Below are 20,826 nucleotides of genomic sequence, written 5' to 3'. Positions count from 1 at the left end.
GTGGTGATTGAAAGAAGGAATAATATAGAAAATAGGTAAGTCTTTTTTATTAAATATTACTCCAATTTTAATAAAACAAGAGAAAACAAATCCTTCAGGTTTCTTATTTGCATTCCTTGGTATAAAATAGGAGATTAAGATAGCGGATATAAAAAGGGCAGGCTTTGCAAGGAGAGAAGTCTGCCAAAAACAAGTCAAGTTAATCAATCAACTCTTCGGTCTTACCGCATAGTAATAGATTACGTTAGGGATACACTGCTATTTCGAATCTACATATTATTTGCACCAGAGCCCATATTACCATTATGATCTTAATACCATTACTATTTGGCTCCGTCTTCGGCCCCAAACCCTTATTGTAGAAAGAAAACCACCGACATTATACCGGTGGTTCGGACTTAGAAAGCAAAGCAAGTACAACCAATACCCCATTTAGTTCCATCTTTTCCTATTACGGTATGAGTGTGTTGATGGAGAGGGTTACTGCAACTATGTAATTTGTGATCATGGGTATCGTGAGAAAGTATATTGTGGGCTAGGTTAGCACCACCATAACCATAAACTCCCGTCGGTGCCCAATCAGGTGATGCTGGCGGCAATTCAGGTGATAAATTTTTAAATTCATCATTTCCATAAACAACCTGCCCACCCATAATGGTGAGTAATGATTCAAGGTCTTTGATTTCTTCTTCTGGTACAGTAAAGTAGTCAGCAGATAATACAGCAATATCAGCAAACTGACCTACTGCAAGGGTTCCCTTTTTACCTTCGTCACCAGAGAACCACGCACTTCCTTTGGAATATAGTTCCAGGGCTACTTTTCTGTCAAGTTTATTTTTTTCATCGTATATCGAAAGACCACCAATAGTTTTTCCGGCAACCATCCAGTAAAGAGCAACCCAAGGGTTATAGCTGGAAACCCTGGTTGCATCACTACCGGCGCCAACAGGTATACCCAGGTCTAGCATACGATAAATCGGAGGAGTTCGCTTTGCAGCTTCCTTTCCGTATAAATCAACAAAGTATTCACCTTGGAAAGCCATGCGGTCTTGGATGGCAATACCCCCATTTAAAGCCTTAACACGTTCCATGCTACGATCCGAGATTGTTTCTGCATGGTCAAACCACCAGCGTAGACCATTAAAAGGAATTTCTCTGTTGACTTCCTCAAAAACATTTAAGAAACGTGTTATTGACTCGTCATAAGTTGCATGTAAACGGAATGGCCAACGGTTTTCCACCAATAGAGAAATTACTTTCTTTAAGTCAGCTTCCATCATCGTAGCTAGTTCGGGCCTCGGCATTTGAAATTTTTCAAAATCGGCTGCAGAGAATACTAACATTTCTCCGGCACCATTCATTTTATACTTATCATTTCCTTGACCCGGAGAAACAATTTTTGCCCATGAAGCAAAGTCTTCATATTCATGATTTGGATTTTGCGTAAATAGATTATACGCAATACGTAAAGTTAATTGTTCCTTCTCGGCTAAATGTTCAACAACTTTGTAATCATCAGGATAATTTTGGAACCCACCACCTGCGTCAATGGCACTTGTAATACCTAATCTATTTAATTCGCGCATAAAATGGCGAGTTGAGTTAATCTGGTCATCAAAATTAAGTATTGGAGCTCTACCCAAACTTGAATAAAGAATAGAAGCGTTAGGATTGGCAATTAAAAGCCCCGTTGGATTACCTCGTTTATCCCGCTCAATTAAACAGCCTGGAGGGTCTGGGGTATCTTTTGTGTATCCCAGTGCACGCAGCCCTGCACGATTTACCAGTGCTCTATCGTAAAGATGTAGCACAAAGACAGGCGTGTCTTCAGAAACAGCATTAATCTCTTCCAAAGTTGGCATCCGTCTCTCTTTAAATTGAAATTCAGACCAACCTCCAACTACTCTTACCCACTGAGGAGCAGGTGTACGCCTTGCTTGCTCTCTGAGCATTTCCAGAGCAATAGCAAGTGATGGCACACCTTCCCAGCGCAATTCCATATTATAATGAAGACCTCCACGAATGACGTGTATATGAGAGTCATTCAAGCCCGGAATAGCTCTCTTTCTTTTAAGGTCTATTTTTTTGGTTTTTTCTGTGGCACTATCAAGAAGCTCATCTCCACCTACTGCAGTGACTAAACCATCAGTTATGGCGATAGCCGATACCTCAGGGTGAGATGGGTCAAGGGTAGTGATTTTTCCGTTATATAAGATCATATCCGGTAAATTCATGTTCACACCTCATCTACTTCCTATTATTATGTAACCATGGATGAAATGTTTTACCGAGAATCGGCATGACTACCCATGATAGTAAGGACACTATACATACAGAAACAAAAAGAGCTGACATAATAGGATTCATATTTTTTATAATAGGTCCTATCACTTTAGGAACCAACATGCTAAGAGGCCATACACCCAGAAGGGTAACAATAGACATTTTCCATTTTGGCGGTGGAACTGGCGTTTTCGGAGTAACAAACCAATAAGCCAAACTGCTTTCAGTTTTGTAAGTTGGATTAGTGGCTTGAAATTGTTCTGCCTTTTTTAACAATTCTCGACGAATATCTGATTCTTGCCAAGTACGTAGATGCTCATACGTATCAAAGCGAAAAATAACAGTATACTCCCTGGATCCGTTATTGGGGACTATTAGATTTACGCCTAAATGCCCTGGAAATTTAGTAGCGGCAGCTTCGATTTCATGTCTCCATGTTTCAAACTGTTTTTCTCTACCTTCTTGAATTTCCCATATAACAATCGTTGTTACTGGACCGCCAGCATCCATCGTGTTCACTGTATGAGTTTCTCTGCCAGCTACTCTTTCTTGGTTCATATTTTCCTGCTTGGAAGCGCGCCATGCACCATAGTATATGCGTATTCTACGCCTTGACCATAAGCGCCAGTGTGTTCTTTCACAATTTCCATAACAGCATCATAAGTGTCTTTGTGTGCCCAGTCACGTTGGTATTCAAGTAAAACTTGAATTGCTGTCACTGGAATTGCACCAGCTTGTTCTACACGACGCATAGCAGCGTTATGTGCTGTCAAACTAGTACCACCTGAAGCATCATCAACTGCATAAACCTCATAGCCAGCTTTAATTGCTTCAAGCACAGGGAATGCAAGGCAAACTTCAGTCCAAAGTGCTGCAAATATTAATTTCTTTCTACCCGTTGCTTTAACTGCCTCAACAAATTTTGGATCTTCCCAAGAGTTCATTGAACTACGTTCTATAATTTCATGGTTTGGGAATATGTCAAGAATTTGTGGCCAAAAATAACCAGAAAAGCTGCGTGTTTCAACTGTAGTAAGAATAGTAGGTACGTTAAAAGTTTTTGCTGATTTAGCAAGCAGCATAACGTTATTCATCAATGTTTGTCTGTCAATACTTGCAACTCCAAAAGTCATTTGAGGCTGAAAATCGATCAAAATTAATGCACTGTTCTCAGGATTTAACAATTCTAAATTACTCATAATAAAACGCTCCTTTTTTAATTGTTTCAAATTAAGTTCTTGAAAATAATTTATTTTCTGTTAATTTAAACTGTAATCGTAAAAATAAAAGCTTTGTTATACTGTTTAATTTAAAAGAGATTGCTGATTAATTCAGCGCTAAATTTATACTATCCACTTTAAAAAAAGTGATTTATAGCTATTTCTTAGGAATAAATTTATGCATTTTGTTTACTAAGATCTCGCTGAGCGCCCCTATAGCTTCCAATTATATTTTGATAACCTGGAAGATTACTAGCAAGCAAATTGCCAAAACCTTCGACATCGTTGCGCCAATCGCGTTGTAATTCGCACGCTACGCTAAACCAGTTCATAAGTTGTACGCCACTATGTGCCATACGCGTATTGGCAGCATCTGCAACTTGTTTACTGAAAGTTCCTGAAGCATCGGTAACAGCAAATACTTCATATCCAGCTTTTATAGCGGAAAGTGCCGGGAAAGCAACGCAAACATCCGTAACTACGCCCGCGATGATAAGTTGTTTTTTTCCAGTTTCTTCGATTGCTTTTACAAAATCATCATTATCCCATGCGTTAATTTGTCCAGGTCGAGCTATTTTTGGTGCGTGAGGAAAGAGATCAACCAATTCTTGCATTAAAGGTCCGTTAGGTCCGTTTTCAAAGCTTGTTGTTAAAATAACTGGTAAATCAAAAAACTTAGCAGTGTGAGCAAGAGCTAAAACATTGTTCTTGAATTCATCAACACCATAGTCACGTACTAGTCCGGACATAAGACCAGTTTGATGATCTACTAAAAGAACGACAGCATCATCTTTGTTAATACGAGAATAGAGATCAGCCATTATGTATTCCTCTTTTCGTTATATTAGTTATAGCAGCATTCACAGAACATGAAGCGCTATACAAATTTATAGTATTTGAAAACCAATTCATTAATCAATTCTAAATTATCTATAATTTGTATAGGTGGTAACTATAGTTATTTTTACCATAAAATTGATTGGTTTTACCTATACATCCTATAGATAGAACAATATTGATAGTCACCTATTTTTGTTATTAGAATTGAATATGAGGAATGTTCAGCAATTATTTCATGATGAAAAAGGTATTAGATGGAGAATTGTTACAAAAACAGAAAATGAATTCATCGGAACAATAGAGTTTCATGCTTAGAGTCCACAACATAAACGTGCATAAATAGGTTACGAGATTCATTTGGATTATTGAAGAAAAGGAAATATATCAAAATAATTTTTGGAGGTAGAAGAATGGCAAAAATTACTGTAGGAACCGAAAATCAAACACCTATTGAGTTATATTATGAGGATCATGGTACAGGGAAGCCGGTAGTACTAATTCACGGTTGGCCATTAAGCGGTCGATCATGGGAATACCAAGTTCCTGCTCTCGTTGAGGCTGGATACAGAGTCATAACTTATGACCGTCGAGGGTTCGGAAAATCTTCTCAGCCATGGAACGGTTATGACTATGATACGTTTGCTACTGATTTACATCTGTTACTAGAGCATATGGATCTCCAAGATGTCACACTGGTCGGATTTTCAATGGGGGGTGGAGAAGTAGCTCGCTATATCGGAAACTATGGAACAAATAGAGTAGAAAAGGCTGTATTTGCAGGAGCTGTACCACCATTTCTTTACAAGTCAGTAGATCATCCTGAGGGAGTATTAGATGATGCAGCAATTCAAGGATTTGAAAATGGAGTAAAAAATGATCGTCTAGCATTTCTTGATGAGTTTACGAGAGGATTTTTTGCTGCTGGAGATCGAACTGACTTAGTCAGTGAACCATTCCGACTTTACAATAGGGATATTGCAGCGGGTGCATCGCCTAAAGGAACACTAGATTGTATTGCTGCTTTCAGCAAAACGGACTTCAGAGGAGATTTAGCCAAGTTTAATATACCTACCCTTGTTATTCATGGTGATTCAGATGCAACTGTTCCATTTGAATATAGTGGGAAGCTAACACATGAAGCAATTCCTAATTCTAAGGTAGCTTTAATAAAGGGTGGTCCACATGGGTTAAATGCAACACATGCCAAAGAATTTAATGAAGCACTGCTATCATTTCTAAAGGACTGATTACAAATGAATAGATGTTAACTGATAGTAGAGGGGCATTTTACCTTCTCTGAAAAGGTTGTTAGTAAGCGATTAGTTACACTCTTAAATATCCAACTTTTATCATAGTAAAGAAAAAACGTTATCTTTTTATATTGTTGCAAGAAAAGATAACGTTTTTTTATTTAAAAATAATGCAACAATTACGATGTTTGGCGGTCTGAACAACCTTATCATGGTACGCAGCTTCTTACTCTATAGCATTTTGGGAATGGTTTTTGGTTGGGTGTACCAGAATCTAGGATTACAATATGCGATGATTGTACACGCTTTGGGACAGGGTATTCATCATGTTATTTTGGTATACTTCCCACTTTAGTAATAATAAAGGGTTAATACAGGCATCATATCATATGTAAACATAGCATGCACATTTAATAGAAGAGGTAAAAAAAACGCTATTCTTCCTGTATATTTCTACAGAGAGAATAACGTTTTTTCGTTTTGGGGGCACTATGAAATTCAAACTTAATAGCGATGTGGCTACCTCCTTATAAACAAAAGAAATCCCTCTAAACGAATTAGAAGGGTTTCTTTTGTGTTCAGTTTATATACATTCCATGTAGAATCATTGAGATACACTAATCCACTACAATTTAAGTTGTTTTTTAACTTCAGTTTCTATAATACATCCTAATAAATGTTAATATATGTAATGTGTAATAGATATTTTCTTTATAAAATAAGGGGGAATATTATGACTGAAACAAACGAATCTTCAGGAGTCAATCTAGAAAAAGATGTGAAGTTTTCTATTATAATCCCTGCACACAATGAAGAAAAGTACATTAGAAAATGTTTAGATTCAATTGCAAAGGCATCAGAGGCATATAAAGATCAAACTGAAGTCATAGTTGTTTTAAATCGTTGCACAGATAAAACAGAGGAAATAGCAAAATCTTATAACTGTATTACATTAAAAAATAATGATAAAAACTTATCTAAAATCCGAAATGAAGGGGCTAAAATAGCTAGTGGAGAAATAATTATTACTATAGACGCTGATACCCAAATGACAGAGTCTATGTTGTCTAATGTAGATAAATATTTAGCTTCAGGTAAATACATTGGTGGTGGGGTAACTGGGAAGTTTGAAAGAATATCTTTAGGAATATTCCTTTCCGCAATGTTAATAATAATCCCCTTACTTTTTAAATATGGAGCTATATCTGTAGGGGTTTTTTGGTGCTATAAAAAAGACTTTATGGCAATCAACGGATTTAATGAAAATATGCTTATGGCAGAAGATGCAGATTTCGCTAAACGGTTAAAAGAATTGGGAAAGCAACATAATAAGAAATTCGGTACAATTAAAAATGGAATGATAACTTCATGCAGAAGATTTGATAAATATGGAGACTGGGCTTTACTTAAAAATCCAAAAGTAATCTTAGCCTATCTAAAAGGAAATGATAAAAAATACGCAGATAAAACCTATTATGATAACCAAGAAAGATAACAATGGAGAAAATCGGCAGGGAATAGTGAGAACAGCTGATACTATTTTAGATACATTGAGAAACCAACTTGTACGGTTTTAGTGGATGGGTGGCCGATAAAATCTTGTATCATGTTTGCAATAGAAGTAACAGAAAAAAGGATAACTACAATTAAAGGCTTATATGATTAACCTTAGTTATAAAAAATTAATAAATATAACAAGAAAACCATCAATTTGATTAATCTTTTTTCAAATTGATGGTTTTTATTTTTGAAATAAATAGCTATTTTATAAAAAATGTTTTTTTGACCCCCATAAATTTTTTTGTTCCTTCGAATATATATAGTAAAGAAAGAAAATGGAAGAAAAATGATTATGAAAAAACACGATTAAAAAGCAATTTTACATAAGAAACATTAGAAAAAAGCGACAGAAGACTTAGGAAAGTAAGATAAGCTTTTGGCAAAGAAGAAAAAGAAGCACTGAAAGTAAAAGTACACATCGAAAGAAGCATTAATAAAATTGCTAGATCAAACGGGGAATCCGAAAGCAAAAGCTGAAATTACCAAAAATATAGAGAAGAGTTATTCAAAGATTGCAGCTAAAATAGAAAAAGAGCAAGCAAAACAAGCGGACGCTATTGCGAAAGAGAATAAGAAGGTAAATCAAAATACAAACTTAACTCTAGCACAAACAGAAAAGAATAATCATTAAGAAAACGGTGAAAAAAATCACCCTCGAAAAATATGAGCAACAGAAATAAGACAAGCCAAAAGAAAAGTACTAAGAAAATGTGCTTGAATGGTCACTTATTTAGTGACTATTTTGCTATTTGAAGCAGAAGGAGGCAGGGAGATTACTAGTGTTGAGTTTAGTAATGAGGATCTTAAAAAAAACGAAAATAGAAGATATCGTATATAACATACAAAACAACGGAGGAGATAAGGAAGCTTTTATCGTACAGTATCAGCCTTTTATTAGAAAATCAATTTCGTCTGTCTGCCGCCGATATATTACAGAACAGGATGATGAATATAGCATTGGATTGTTTGCGTTTAACCAAGCAATTGAACAGTATTCATATAAAAAAGGAAAATCTTTTCTAGCGTTTGCTGATCTTCTTATAAAAAGAGATGTAATTGACTATATACGCAAGGAGTCTAAGCATAATCTTGTCTTTTTAAAAGAAGATGAGCAAGAGGAAATGTTAGAAATGCAAGTATCGCTTACGGAGTATATGAAAGAGATGGAAAATAGTAACCGTAAGGAGGAAATTCTTCATTTTCAAAGTGTGCTAGCTGAGTTTAAAATCACATTTTCAGAGCTTGCTAAGGAATCTCCTAAGCATCGTGATACGCGTGAGCACTTAATAGAAATTGTAAAGATTATTATAAAAGATGAGAAAATGATGGAAGAGCTGTTCCGAAAGAAAAAGTTACCGCTTAAACATATTGAACCGCGTGTTAGGGTAAGTCGTAAAACGTTAGAGCGGCATAGAAAATACATTATTGCAATGTGTATTATCTTTGCAAACAACTATACATATATTCTTGATTATATAAGAGGGGTAGCATGATGAATAAAGGAATTGTGATGGATATAAAAAAACATAGCCTAGTTGTTTTAACTCCAAATGGAGAATTTATTTCGTTTAAAAGAAAAGCGCACTCTTACATGATTGGAGAGGAAATCTCGTTTAACGAACAAGAACAAAGAGCACCGCATTTTTCAATCCCTTCTTTCTTAAAGCCTGCATCATTACTTGTTGCTTGTTTTCTATGTGTGTTGCTGTTTTTCTACAACCAACCTGAAGAAAAAGTATTTGCTTATGTCTCAGTTGATATAAATCCAAGTTTAGAGGTGAGCGTAACAAAGGATCTTCGTGTTATAGATTTGCGAGCTTGTAATGATGATGGAAGGCGTATTTTAAATGAAATGAAGCGATGGGAAAATAAACACCTGCAAGACGTAATACGTACTATTATAAAGAAGAGTCAAGAGGATAAGTACTTAACGAATGATAAGCAAGTTATGCTAACAGCTGTTACAAAGGACAAGTCGCTAGAACCACAATTGGAAAAGGCTATGCAAGAATTAAAGAAAGAGTATGAGATAAAACATATTACAGTCGTATATCAAACCAGTACGATGCAAATGCGAGAGAATGCCAAGAAAGCAGGGGTTGGCACAGGTGTTTATATAAAACAAGAGAATGAGAAGCGGAAATCACTTACTCCTCCTGCGCCGCCGTCTAATCAAGAGGAGCGCGATGAGGAGATACATTCGCAACAAAAGTCATCTCCTGATACATCATCGAATTCGTCACCTGTAAAAGAAGAAGGATACGAGAAGCAAAAGTATATAGAACAAAAGCAATCCAAGGAACAGCAACCTAAGCAAATAAAAGAAAATAATAGATATCAGGAAGAAAACAACGGTAGAGGGTCTCAGCAAGGAAGTAATGGAAACCAGCAAGAAAACAACGGTAGAGGGTCTCAGCAAGGAAATAATGGAAACCAGCAAGAGAACAACGGAAGAGGATCTCAGCAAGGAAGTAATGGAAACCAGCAAGAAAACAACGGTAGAGGGTCTCAGCAAGGAAATAATGGAAACCAGCAAGAGAACAACGGAAGAGGATTTCAGCAAGGAAATAATGGAAACCAGCAAGAGAACAACGGAAGAGGATCTCAGCAAGGAAATAATGGACATCAGCAAGAGAACAACGGTAGAGGATCTCAGCAAGGAAATAATGGACATCAGCAAGAGAACAATGGTAGGGGATCTCAGCAAGGAAATAATGGACATCAGCAAGAGAACAATGGTAGGGGATCTCAGCAAGGAAATAATGGACATCAGCAAGAGAACAACGGTAGGGGATCTCAGCAAGGAAATAATGGACATCAGCAAGAGAACAATGGAAGAGGATCTCAGCAAGGAAATAATGGACATCAGCAAGAGAACAACGGTAGGGGATATAAACAAGAAAATAATGAGAATCAGCAAGGAAATAAAGGTAATATAAACGAAAATAACGGGTCTGAAAATGAGGACGAAAACATTCCTGCCACATAACATCAAGGGAATGGAAAGAAGAATCCATAAAATGTTGAAGATGGGGATTCGTTTAATTTCAAAGCTAAAAGGAATTTATTATTCTATATTCCTATTAAGCTATTTTCGTATCCTATTAATATAGTTTGCGTTTGTACTTAGAATAAGGCGAAAAGGAGTATGTAGAAGATATAATGGAGAAAAAAATTCAACAAGAGAAAGATAAATCAAAACCTGTTTTTTATGATCCTAAAGGAAGAAGAAAAATAGCTTTTAGTTGGTTTCTATGTATCTCAATAGTTAGCATAAGTATTGTATTTTATTTTTTCTTTCAAAGTATTTTTTCAACACCAGAAATTCCAAATATGAATCCTACTGTAAAAGAGGATACTAAACTTGTACCTATTAATCAAAAACTTAGCGACCAGCAGTTAAAGAAAGAAGAATTCAAACCTAATACCGAAATGAAAAACGATGAAAGTTCGGTGAATTCAACGAACGATAGCAAACAACCTAAAGAAGTTTATGGTTTTTATGTAAACTGGGATGAAAATAGTACAGCTTCTTTAAAAGAAAATATCGATTCATTAACCACGTTAGTACCGGAATGGTATCACTTAAAAGCAGACTTAACAATTAGTAGTGAGATAAAAACTGAGATTGTAAAGTTAGCAGAAAAAAATAAAGTGAAAATTATGCCTTTACTTACTAACTATACAGAGGAAGCTTCTGGTCCTGATGGTGGGCTTATTCATAAGTTATTGAATTCCCCAGATGGTGTAAAGACAAAGTTTATTAATGATTTAGTAAAGCAAGTTGAAAAGAATCAATTTTCGGGTATTAATATTGACTTTGAGGCAATACCTGAGGGCGATAGAGAAAACTTAACAAATTTCATGAAAGAACTTACTACGGTCTTTCATAAACATCATTTGCTCGTTACGCAAGATGTCCCTGCTAATGATAAAGCTTTTGATTATGGTGCGTTAGCCAAAGTGATAGATCGAATGATTGTAATGATGTATGACGAGCACTATGGAGCAGGGGCACCAGGACCAATTGCTTCAAATAAATGGTTCGAACATACGCTTAATGAACTAAATATTCCGTCTGAGAAACTTATAGTCGCTTTCGGTAACTATGGATATGATTGGAAAGTAAATAGTAAAGAACCTGCGAAGCCTTTAACTTTCTCAGAAGTTATGACAATGGCTCATGATTCAAATATAAAAATTCAATGGGATAAGATTAGTGGAAACCCTTATTTTAGGTATAAAACAGAGGGGAAAGAACATAATGCTTGGTTCTTAGATGGTGTTACTCTTTATAATCAAGTGAAAATCGCAATGAACAACAATGCAAAGGGGTTTGCATTATGGAGATTAGGAGCAGAAGATCCTACTATATGGAAAGTGTTAAAAAATCCTATTGAGGTACAAAATAATCATGATGCATTACATAAAATCGCTAGTTTGGATGAAGTGAATTATTCTGGACAAGGTGAAATTTTACAGATTGAGAATGAAAGAAAAAATGGATTGAGAGATTATAAAGTAGATAAAAATGGTTATCTTACAGATGAAGTATATCAATCACTACCATCTGCATACGAAGTGCAACGTTATGGAAAACCAAAAGGAAAACAAGTAGTATTAACATTTGATGATGGACCAGATCCTAAATACACACCGGAAATTCTAGATATATTAAAAGAGAATAAAATAAAAGCAGCCTTTTTTATACTTGGTGAAAACGCTCAGCTAAATGCTAGTATTGTAAAAAGAATATACGATGAAGGGCATGAAATTGGTAATCACACCTTCAAGCATCCTAACGTAGCTAATACGTCTTTACTACGAACAAAAGTAGAACTGAATACGACACAACGTTTAATTCAGGAAATAACTGGACATTCTACTGTTTTATTTAGGCCGCCATATGAAGCGGATGCTAATCCAGATTCATCAAATGAAATAATGCCTATTTTGCGTGCGCAAAATATGAACTATACAATGGTGGCAGAAAAAGTTGATCCTGAGGACTGGGCAATGCCATCAACCAATGAATTGGTAAAGCGTGCTCTTAACCCCATTTATAAGGGAGAGGGAAATGTTATTCTTCTTCATGATGCAGGAGGGAATCGTACCCATACGGTAGAGGCGCTACCGATTATTATTAAAGACCTTAAAAAGCATGGATATAGTTTTGTAACAATTTCAGATTTAATGAATAAAGAACGAGATGAAGTTATGCCTCCTGTTTCTTCTGAGGGTAAGCAATATTTACTTTACAATAAAGCTATCTTTTCAGGAATGGGATATGCAAAGCATATATTAACAACTATTTTTTATATTGCTATTGGATTAGGTATTTTCCGATTCCTATTTTTAATATATTTTGCATTCAAGCAGAAAAAGAAAGTAAGCGCTCGCTTATTTACTAATTCTTCTTATCAACCTTTCGTTAGTGTTGTCATAGCAGCATATAATGAAGAAAAGGTGATAGCCAAGACGATTCGCTCAATTTTGGATAGTGATTATAGAGAGTTTGAAGTTATTGTTGTGGATGACGGATCGAAAGATGGTACGTCAAAAGTAATTCAAGAAACATTTTATAAACACCCTAAAGTTCGTTTAATTCAGAAAGAAAACGGTGGGAAATCATCCGCAATGAACTTAGGATTTCAACAATCACGTGGAGAAATCATTGTCACTTTAGATGCGGATACTATTATTGCGCAAGACGCTATTTCTCTAATGATTAGACACTTTGAAAATCATAACGTAGCGGCAGTTTCAGGGAATGTTAAAGTTGGAAATAGACGGAATTTATTGACTACTTGGCAACATGTTGAGTATATTACAGGATTTAATTTAGAACGCAGAGCTTTTGATGAGTTAAATTGTATTACAGTAGTTCCTGGAGCTATTGGAGCATGGCGTAAAAAGAATGTAGTTGAATCTGGATATTTAAGCGAAAATACATTAGCAGAAGATACGGATCTTACTATTACGTTTTTATGTGAAGGACATAGAATTGTATATGAAGAAAAAGCATATGCTTTTACGGAATCACCTGAAGATGTGAAAAGTCTTATTAAACAGCGATATCGTTGGTCATATGGTACACTTCAATGTCTTTGGAAACATCGAAAAGCATTGTTTAATACAAAGCATAAAACATTAGGATTTATTGCGTTGCCTAATATGTGGTTGTTCCAATATGTTCTGCAATTCATTGCTCCTTTAGCAGATATATTAATGATTATGGGGATTTTTGGTAGCAATCCGCTCAAAGTGTTAGGATTTTATCTTGTATTCTTTGTCATAGATCTTCTTGCTTCACTATTTGCATTTAAATTAGAGAAAGAGAACCCTAAACCATTAGTATGGTTAATTTTACAACGCTTTATTTATCGTCAATTTATGACTTATGTTGTCATTAAATCTATATTCTCATCGATTCGAGGAGTAGCAGTAGGATGGAATAAACTGAAGAGAATGGGGAGTGTTAAACATTCTCCAGAACATAAGGAGGCATCATAAGAGAGCAGATTATCTGCTCTCTTTGTCATTGATTTTAGTTAGTTGAATCTAGAGTAGATGTAACATAAAACCTTCTGCTCCCATAACGAAATTTCTATTCATTACTGATTATTGATAGTGAGACATTATGCTAAGGCCCCCCTTTAGTTTCGGACTAAAGATTTTTTTATAGTTTTTTTAAAAATGACGGACACAAAATCGTGTATCCTTTCGAATTATATATATGGATATCATTAATGTTTATATAAAAGGGGAGAAAAAATATGAAAGAAACAAAAGAAATGTATGAAGAAATCTCTGAAGTATTAAAGGTATTGGCGCATCCTGTCCGTTTATCCTTAGTAAAAATAATGCTTGCAAAAGGCCCTACTAATGTAACGACAATGTATGGGGATTTACAAATGCCCCAAAGTACAATTAGTCAACATTTATCCAAATTAAAAGCTGCTAAAATGATTACAGGTACTCGGAAAGGATTAGAAATTTATTATGAGGTAACGGACAATCGTACAAAATCAATATTATCATGTTTAGTTTAAATGCTGACTTACTAGATTTCAAAGTAACAAATTATATAACTATCCATAGCACTAATTATGCAAATAGCACAGTCGTCCTGTTGAACAGTTTTTCTGTTTTTCTTAGCGTGAAGCTAGCAAAATTAAACTATTTCAAAATGAAAAAACGCTATTCTTTCTGTAGAATCATAGGAAAGAATAGCGTTTTTTCATTTTAAGGAGTATCTTTTATATTAGCTTGATAGCGATATGGTATTATCTCTAAAATACAAAAATATTGATTTTGCTTTCATTTTCTTAGCTGCATTGGGTATATGCTTTAACATGATTTCGACAAGTGTTTTTATATATTGATTTTTCAATTATTTCACCTCTATTAATAGTTTCACAGTATCGTTGTAATTAATCTGCTTTTCTAACAAACTAATAATAAAATATAAACATCACTTTCCGTAATTATTGATATTTATTTGATTATTACATATATTATAACATTTCTCCTTATTCTGTTGGTAAAATGGCCTTCATATTCACTAAGCTATCTATTCTGTATGTACAAAATTTATGAAACCTCAATTGGCAGCAATAAAATTCATCAAGTTGATGATAATGAGGAGTAACAAATGACCTGGCAAGTGGAACTCATATTTTTGGATAGAGAGCATTATATGTTTTTGATATATTAATAGTTAGGGAACATAAATAAGGGGTGAAGATATAAAAATGGAATTATTTGATTACTATAAGCGAAAAGGGAAGTTTAAACTGCTAATTGGAACGGGTATTTTTATTCTTGCTTTATGCGCTGTATATGACGATTGGGGACATGTTAATTGGGGGCAGATTATCTTTATTGTTATCGCTTCTTCTATCTTTTTTGGAATTGGATTTTGGCAGTTAAGAAAAGGAAATTTGATACAAAAGAATACTATAAGAAGTAATGCAACGTTTTGGGATGTTGATACTTTTGTCGTATTAGAATTACCTAAACGGAACAAGCAATTTGGTTTATATCATCCTGATGGTGAATATATGGCAGGAACAAAGATTGTTTCATCTAACATTCTTTTTTCAGTGATACCTTTTTTACATAATAAAGATGTTTACGGATTAGAAACGAGTAGTGGGGAAATTATAGCATATTTTCATACTGAAGTGGATGGATTTGATTGGGTAATCTATGATTCGAATTATCACCAGATTGGTATGTTTAAAGAAAAAATGATACAAGGATTTACTATGATACGTGGTACTTTGATGACTGATAAAGCTACAAAACTGTCAGATGTAGAAGTTGAGTTTGATTTTATTCAAAGTACTCTCCGTACAATAGATGGACGTACATTAGCGATCGGTAAGCAAGGATATATGCCTATAGAATGGAGTGAAAGGTTTATGGGTTTAAATGTACCGACTATTACATTAGGTTCTAATGCGTCTAATAATGAAAAAATTCTCGGTTTAGGGGTGCTCCTTTATAGCTTACGTACAATTGATATTAGAAAAAGTAGAGCGAGCGTTTAATGAGGAAAATGTAGTATTTATAGACGAAGCCTTATAAAAATTTCATCTTTTAATTATTTTTTGGGGTTGCTATCTTCTTAGCTTGGTGGATGTGGGGGTACATCCACAGTCCAGCAACTTAAGAAAACAAGTTACCCCAAAAAACGATAAATATACAAGTTTTCCATTTTGGGGGATTTACAACTTTAGGTTAATGGCATGTTACAGTACTCTATTATAAAGTTTCAGAAGAATTCTTGTCATAAAAAGATGTAATAAAGTTTGGAAAGTTCTTTTATTCATTTAATCTTTTGATCTGATGATCTTTTCCCCATTCAAATAGTTCATCCATAATTTGCATTAAAGATTTTCCATATTCGCTTATTGTGTACTCAACCTTTGGTGGTACTTCTTGATATACAGTACGATGGATAATTCCATCAGCTTCAAGTTGCCGAAGTTGTTGTGTAAGAACTTTTTGCGTAATGTTTGGGATTTCTCGTTTTATTTCATTCGTTCGCATTTTTCCATCCATCAAAACACATAATATATGAACTTTCCATTTTCCACCGATTACTTCGAGTGTCGTTGCGATTGGACAATCATCATTTTGATTCATATAACACCTCCAAAGGTACTTTAAGGTTCCTATAGCACTTGAAAGTACGTACTTTCCAATTATATGTGACTCATTCATACTAATACTAAAGGGTTTGAATTATTTATAAGGGGGAAGAAAATATATGAAAACACTTGTAATTGTAGCACATCCTGATATTGAAAAGTCTCGAATTAATAAAAGATGGGTAGAAGAACTTGAGAAATATTCGGATGAAATAACGGTACATGAACTATATAAAGTGGCACCAAATTGGGAGTTTAATGTTGAAGAAGAACAAAAGTTGTTAGTAGAACACGATCGATTTATATTTCAATTTCCGCTCTACTGGTATAGCTCACCACCATTATTAAAAAAATGGTTCGATGATGTATTAACATATGGATTTGCTTACGGATCTAAAGGGGATAAAGTGAAGGGGAAAGAGTTTGGTGTAGCTATTTCTATAGGTGGATTAGAAAAAGACTATAAAAATAGCGGAATTACGATGGATGAGTTGACGAAACCATTTCACGCGACATGCTTATATACAGGAATGGAATTTATACCATCATTTTATTTATATGGTGCGGAATATAAACTAAGTGATGAAGAAATTAATAAAAGTGCACCTGAGTATGCGCAATATGTGATGAATAAGGAGTATTCTAATATATAAGGGGAACTAGCCATTTACTTGTTAAGTAGATGGCTATTTTTTATTTGTTTTATATTCACTAAGTGTAATCTTTAGTGTATTAATAATTAATTTGGTAAAATAAAAAACCTAACATATATAAAGGGGAGTTTCACTTGAGAACGATGCGACAATTATTACAAAAAAGAGCAATGCAATCACCTAATTTGGAAGCGCTTGTAGGGGGAGAGAAAAAATATTCGTTTCAGCAATATAATGAACGAGTAAATCAGCTTGCACATTACTTGTTACATAACGGTGTGCAGAGAGGGGATCGCATAGGGATCTTATGCAAAAATAATCACCCGTTTCCAAGCGTTATGATGGCGAGCTTAAAAGTTGGAGCGGTATTTATTCCATTAAATCATCAGCTTACTGCTTATGAATTAGAAACGATTGTAAAAGAAGCGAAATTAAAAGTATTAGTTATTGATGATAAATTTAGTGAAGTTATATTAAAGATTGATGCAGTTAAAGAAATTCCTTATGTAATTGAAACGACAGAAGAAGGCTTTGGCTCATTTGAATTAAAATTACAAGGTCAGTCAATAACAGAGCCGAATGTGGAAGTTCATGAAGATGATGATGCCATTTACTTATTTACTTCAGGAACGACTGGACAGGCAAAAGCATGTGTAATTGGTCATAAAAACTTACACCAGTATTTTACTGAGATTGCGGGGCAAAGAGAAATTCCAGCAGGTGAACGCTTTTTATCAGTGCACCCATTGTTTCATATGAGTGGCGTGCTTTCTATTTTAAATTGTATTTATCATGGCATTACGATGATCTTCTTAGCTGATTCGAATCCTACTCTTATTTGGGATAAGATTGAAGAAGAGAAAGTTACTACGATGCTTGCGTTCCCAGCTGTTTATAGTTATATGCTTGATGAACTTAATAAAAAAGAGCGTAACATTTCGACTTTGAAAGTAGCACAAAGCGGTGGTACAAAAGTACCAGAAACGCTCATTCAAAAATATATGGAAAAAGGAATATATATGGTGCAAGGCTACGGTAGTACAGAAGGTTGGGTAGTAACCTCATGGCATCCAAATATGGGAAAAGAAAAAATGTCTTCTGTAGGGAAAACACTTAAACATGTAGAGTTAAAAATTGTTCATCCAGAAACGGGTGATGAATTAGCAACGAATGAAATTGGAGAGATCCACGTAAGAAGTCCTTACATGTTTAAAGGATATTGGAACAACGAAAAGGCGACAGAGAAGGTAGTGAAAGATAATTGGTTTAACATGGGTGATGCCGGTATGATAGATGATGATGGATTCCTACATATTATGGGAAGATATAAAGATGTTATCGTGCACGGTGGTGACAATGTATATCCAGATCAAGTAGAGGATGTAATTCATGAAATAAATGGTGTTCTAGAAGTTGCAGTAGTTGGAGTCCCAAATGACTTTTGGGGGGAGATTCCAACAGCTTACACTGTAAAAGACATTAAAACATCTTTAACAGAAGAAGAAATTATTCAACATTGTAAAAGAAAACTAGCAAATTATAAAATACCAGAAGTTGTATTTATGGACGAATTACCGAAAAACGCTTTAGGGAAAGTGTTGAAGAGGGAATTAAGAGGAATTGTACTTGTAAAATAAAAAATGATTAAACGATGAGGAATCCAGTTATGTACAAAGCATAACTGGATTTTTGTGTATAAAGAACATAATAATTTACTAGATTTTGTATTTTGTGTAAGATGATAAAGAATATTCAATTAATAATTGAGGGAAGAGATATAAATGAAGCTGCCACTATTACAAGTAGAGACAGAGAGACTTATTATTCGTCCATTTCAAAAAGAGGATTATGAAAGTTGGTTAGATGGATTCAATAAGAGGTTACCATCTCAATATAAATACGATGATGGCTATCATGACATGTCATCTTCAACAAAAGAATGGTTCACGGAGTGGATAAGAGGATTTGATGAGGCGGCACGACGGGATGAAATGTACGTTCTAGGTATTTTTCAGAAAGAAGATGGCGCCAATATTGGAAAGCTAGAACTTATAAAAATTTTACGTATGGACTATCAATGGGCAATGATGGGCTACTCTATTCATAATCAATATTGGAAAAATGGATACGGAGTAGAAAGTGTAAAAGCTGCACTACCGTTATTTTTTAATAGTCTTCAATTTCATAGAATCGAATTACATATAAATCTTGATAATGAGCCATCCGTTCGTCTTGCAGAAAGAGCAGGATTTTCCTTTGAATGTAAGAGAAAGGCTTTTTCTCTTGAAAATGGTAAGTGGGCAGATTTTCTTATTTATTATAAAAATAAGGAGATGGATATATGAGAGTCCTTATTACAGGTGGAAATCGTGGATTAGGGTTACAGCTAGTAAAAGTATTTCTGAAAAATGGTTGTTCCATCAAAAATGATGAATTTCCATCGGTATTAAAAGAAATACCAAATGTCTCTATTCATCCACTTTGCATAGAAACATATGATGCAGAAGCAAAAATGCACGGTCGTCATTTTTCATCACCTTATTCTGGAACAATTGAAGATCCAGTGACAGGAACGGCTTCAGGTGTAATGGGAGCCTATTATGTGACGTATTTGGAGAAAGAGTTTGATCATGAATTGGAGTTAATTGTTGAGCAGGGACAGGAAATAAATAAAGATGGTCGTGTAACGGTTTATGTAACGAAAGATGTAGAAAATGAGAAGTTACAAATAGATATTGCTGGAACTGCTGTGTATGTGAAGGAGTTTGAAGTTTCAATTTAAAAGAGAAAAGCCGGTCGTATAGCCGGCTTCCTTATCTGTTCAATACTTCAATATACGAAGCGTCTCCTGTTGTTCTTAAAGTAGAGCGGAAATTGTTATTTTCTAATGTTTCAGCGACTTGTTTTAATTGCTGTGCATCATCATGGTGAATGAGTAAACTATCTGCACCACTTTCTTCTATATGAATATGTTCGACATTTCCAATCGCTTCATGTATAGCTTTTAAAAATTCTGGTTTCATAATGTCCTCCTATATGTATGTAACGTTGTTATTTAGTATTTCCTTATTTATGAAATATAAAAGTAAATGAAAGGAGAAATGAAAATGAATATAACGCAGTTTAATGAACATATTACATCACTTTTTGAAGAACACCTTAATAAATACGGTGATGATGAGTATGGTTTTACTCACATAAGTAAAGAGGAATTTCACAAAATAGGTTACACAACAAATTTGACGCTAGAAACAATTGAAGAAGCATACAGAAATGGTGTCGATATGATACTTACACATCATGCACCGTGGAGATTTTTATTCGGTATGGAAGAGGCTTGTATTCAGAAATTAAAACAATATGAAATGAATCATTTTTGGATTCATTTGCCGTTAGATTTCGTAAAGTTTGGCACGTGTACGTCGTTGTTTAAAGAAATTGGGATAGATACAATACTGGAATATTCCACCTATGAGGAAGAAGAGCTACCGGGAATAGGAGAATATGAAGAAGCGATTCCATTTTCAAACTTAGTTGAAAAACTTGAAGAGAAAATGGAAGAGAGTGTGAAGAGTTGGGAAAATCACGATAGACCAGTGAAACGAATTGCGATTTTAACGGGTGCAGGGAACAATACAAATCTTATTGAGCGTGCACTAGCAAAAGGCTGTGATACGTACATAACAGGAGAAAAAACATTATATACAGTGCAACATGCGAAATTTAAGGGGATTAATTTAATTGTAGGTAGTCACACATTTACAGAAGTATTTGGTGTAGAAAGTTTAGCTCGCAAATTAAAAGAAAGAGATTGTGCAATAGAAATTACGAGATTAAATGAAGAGCATTTGGAGTGAGGAAA

The 20,826-nt window shown here is 34.7% G+C and carries 18 protein-coding genes and 1 pseudogene; 13 read left to right on the top strand and 6 right to left on the bottom strand.

Annotated features, from left to right (window positions below; all coding sequences use genetic code 11):
* Positions 1–398: 398 nt before the first annotated feature.
* From BAU28_RS15950 to ycaC, 4 genes are all read right to left on the bottom strand, one after another.
* Complete coding sequence (locus BAU28_RS15950) at positions 399–2,234, bottom strand: amidohydrolase (RefSeq protein ID WP_071719098.1); 1,836 nt, start codon at positions 2,232–2,234, stop codon at positions 399–401.
* Positions 2,235–2,247: 13 nt separating this feature from the next.
* The gene (locus BAU28_RS15945; protein ID WP_071719097.1) at positions 2,248–2,841 is read right to left on the bottom strand and encodes an antibiotic biosynthesis monooxygenase; all 594 of its coding nucleotides are present in this window, start codon (positions 2,839–2,841) and stop codon (positions 2,248–2,250) included.
* Positions 2,838–3,482, bottom strand: a complete 645-nt coding sequence (locus BAU28_RS15940) for a hydrolase (protein WP_025150507.1) — start codon at positions 3,480–3,482, stop codon at positions 2,838–2,840. The genes BAU28_RS15945 and BAU28_RS15940 overlap by 4 nt, the downstream gene beginning before the upstream one ends.
* 197 nt (positions 3,483–3,679) lie before the next feature.
* The gene (ycaC, locus tag BAU28_RS15935) at positions 3,680–4,324 is read right to left on the bottom strand and encodes an isochorismate family cysteine hydrolase YcaC (protein ID WP_029953068.1); all 645 of its coding nucleotides are present in this window, start codon (positions 4,322–4,324) and stop codon (positions 3,680–3,682) included.
* A gap of 429 nt (positions 4,325–4,753) precedes the next feature.
* Here ycaC and BAU28_RS15930 point away from each other — a divergent pair, with 429 nt between their 5' ends.
* The 8 genes from BAU28_RS15930 (at position 4,754) to BAU28_RS29870 (ending at position 15,708) form a co-directional block, all read left to right on the top strand.
* Entirely contained in the window at positions 4,754–5,590 is an 837-nt protein-coding gene (locus BAU28_RS15930) for an alpha/beta fold hydrolase (protein WP_071719096.1), read from the top strand.
* Positions 5,591–6,326: 736 nt separating this feature from the next.
* Positions 6,327–7,088 carry a glycosyltransferase gene (locus tag BAU28_RS15920; RefSeq protein WP_071719094.1) on the top strand — a complete coding sequence of 254 codons (762 nt, stop codon included), beginning with the start codon at positions 6,327–6,329 and terminating at the stop codon, positions 7,086–7,088.
* A gap of 504 nt (positions 7,089–7,592) precedes the next feature.
* On the top strand, positions 7,593–7,784 hold the full coding sequence (locus BAU28_RS15910) for a hypothetical protein (protein WP_071719093.1): 192 nt from the start codon (positions 7,593–7,595) through the stop codon (positions 7,782–7,784).
* 148 nt (positions 7,785–7,932) lie between these two features.
* The gene (gene sigI / locus BAU28_RS15905; RefSeq protein WP_071719092.1) at positions 7,933–8,646 is read left to right on the top strand and encodes an RNA polymerase sigma factor SigI; all 714 of its coding nucleotides are present in this window, start codon (positions 7,933–7,935) and stop codon (positions 8,644–8,646) included.
* A complete protein-coding gene (locus tag BAU28_RS15900) occupies positions 8,646–10,142 on the top strand; it encodes an anti-sigma-I factor RsgI family protein (protein ID WP_071719115.1) in 1,497 nt (498 codons plus the stop codon). The genes sigI and BAU28_RS15900 overlap by 1 nt, the downstream gene beginning before the upstream one ends.
* A 173-nt stretch (positions 10,143–10,315) precedes the next feature.
* Positions 10,316–13,666, top strand: coding sequence for a trifunctional glycoside hydrolase family 18/polysaccharide deacetylase/glycosyltransferase family 2 protein (locus tag BAU28_RS15895; RefSeq protein WP_071719091.1), 3,351 nt, complete (start codon positions 10,316–10,318; stop codon positions 13,664–13,666).
* A gap of 263 nt (positions 13,667–13,929) precedes the next feature.
* Entirely contained in the window at positions 13,930–14,205 is a 276-nt protein-coding gene (locus BAU28_RS15890) for an ArsR/SmtB family transcription factor (protein WP_048373208.1), read from the top strand.
* A 702-nt stretch (positions 14,206–14,907) separates the two neighbouring features.
* Positions 14,908–15,708, top strand: coding sequence for an ABC transporter ATP-binding protein (locus tag BAU28_RS29870; RefSeq protein WP_071719090.1), 801 nt, complete (start codon positions 14,908–14,910; stop codon positions 15,706–15,708).
* A 274-nt stretch (positions 15,709–15,982) separates the two neighbouring features.
* On the opposite strand, the gene BAU28_RS15880 is transcribed toward BAU28_RS29870, so the two are convergent.
* The gene (locus tag BAU28_RS15880) at positions 15,983–16,306 is read right to left on the bottom strand and encodes a winged helix-turn-helix transcriptional regulator (protein WP_048373205.1); all 324 of its coding nucleotides are present in this window, start codon (positions 16,304–16,306) and stop codon (positions 15,983–15,985) included.
* Between the two features lie 124 nt (positions 16,307–16,430).
* Between BAU28_RS15880 and BAU28_RS15875 the strand changes: the two genes are divergently transcribed.
* The 4 genes and pseudogenes from BAU28_RS15875 to BAU28_RS15860 all read left to right on the top strand — a co-directional run.
* Entirely contained in the window at positions 16,431–16,964 is a 534-nt protein-coding gene (locus BAU28_RS15875; protein ID WP_071719089.1) for an NAD(P)H-dependent oxidoreductase, read from the top strand.
* Positions 16,965–17,098: 134 nt separating this feature from the next.
* On the top strand, positions 17,099–18,601 hold the full coding sequence (locus BAU28_RS15870) for a class I adenylate-forming enzyme family protein (RefSeq protein WP_071719088.1): 1,503 nt from the start codon (positions 17,099–17,101) through the stop codon (positions 18,599–18,601).
* A gap of 144 nt (positions 18,602–18,745) precedes the next feature.
* Complete coding sequence (locus BAU28_RS15865; protein ID WP_071719087.1) at positions 18,746–19,309, top strand: GNAT family N-acetyltransferase; 564 nt, start codon at positions 18,746–18,748, stop codon at positions 19,307–19,309.
* 8 nt (positions 19,310–19,317) lie between these two features.
* Positions 19,318–19,746, top strand: a pseudogene (locus BAU28_RS15860) (PhzF family phenazine biosynthesis isomerase); the annotation flags it as partial.
* Positions 19,747–19,777: 31 nt separating this feature from the next.
* On the opposite strand, the gene BAU28_RS15855 reads toward BAU28_RS15860, so the two are convergent.
* On the bottom strand, positions 19,778–19,987 hold the full coding sequence (locus BAU28_RS15855; RefSeq protein ID WP_002172729.1) for a hypothetical protein: 210 nt from the start codon (positions 19,985–19,987) through the stop codon (positions 19,778–19,780).
* Positions 19,988–20,071: 84 nt separating this feature from the next.
* Here BAU28_RS15855 and BAU28_RS15850 point away from each other — a divergent pair, with 84 nt between their 5' ends.
* The gene (locus BAU28_RS15850; RefSeq protein ID WP_071719086.1) at positions 20,072–20,821 is read left to right on the top strand and encodes a Nif3-like dinuclear metal center hexameric protein; all 750 of its coding nucleotides are present in this window, start codon (positions 20,072–20,074) and stop codon (positions 20,819–20,821) included.
* The last annotated feature ends 5 nt before the right edge of the window (positions 20,822–20,826 follow it).

The sequence above is a fragment of the Bacillus paramycoides genome (genome assembly GCF_001884235.1).
GTDB lineage: Bacteria > Bacillota > Bacilli > Bacillales > Bacillaceae_G > Bacillus_A > Bacillus_A paramycoides.
This window is presented reverse-complemented; position numbering and strand designations above follow the sequence as displayed.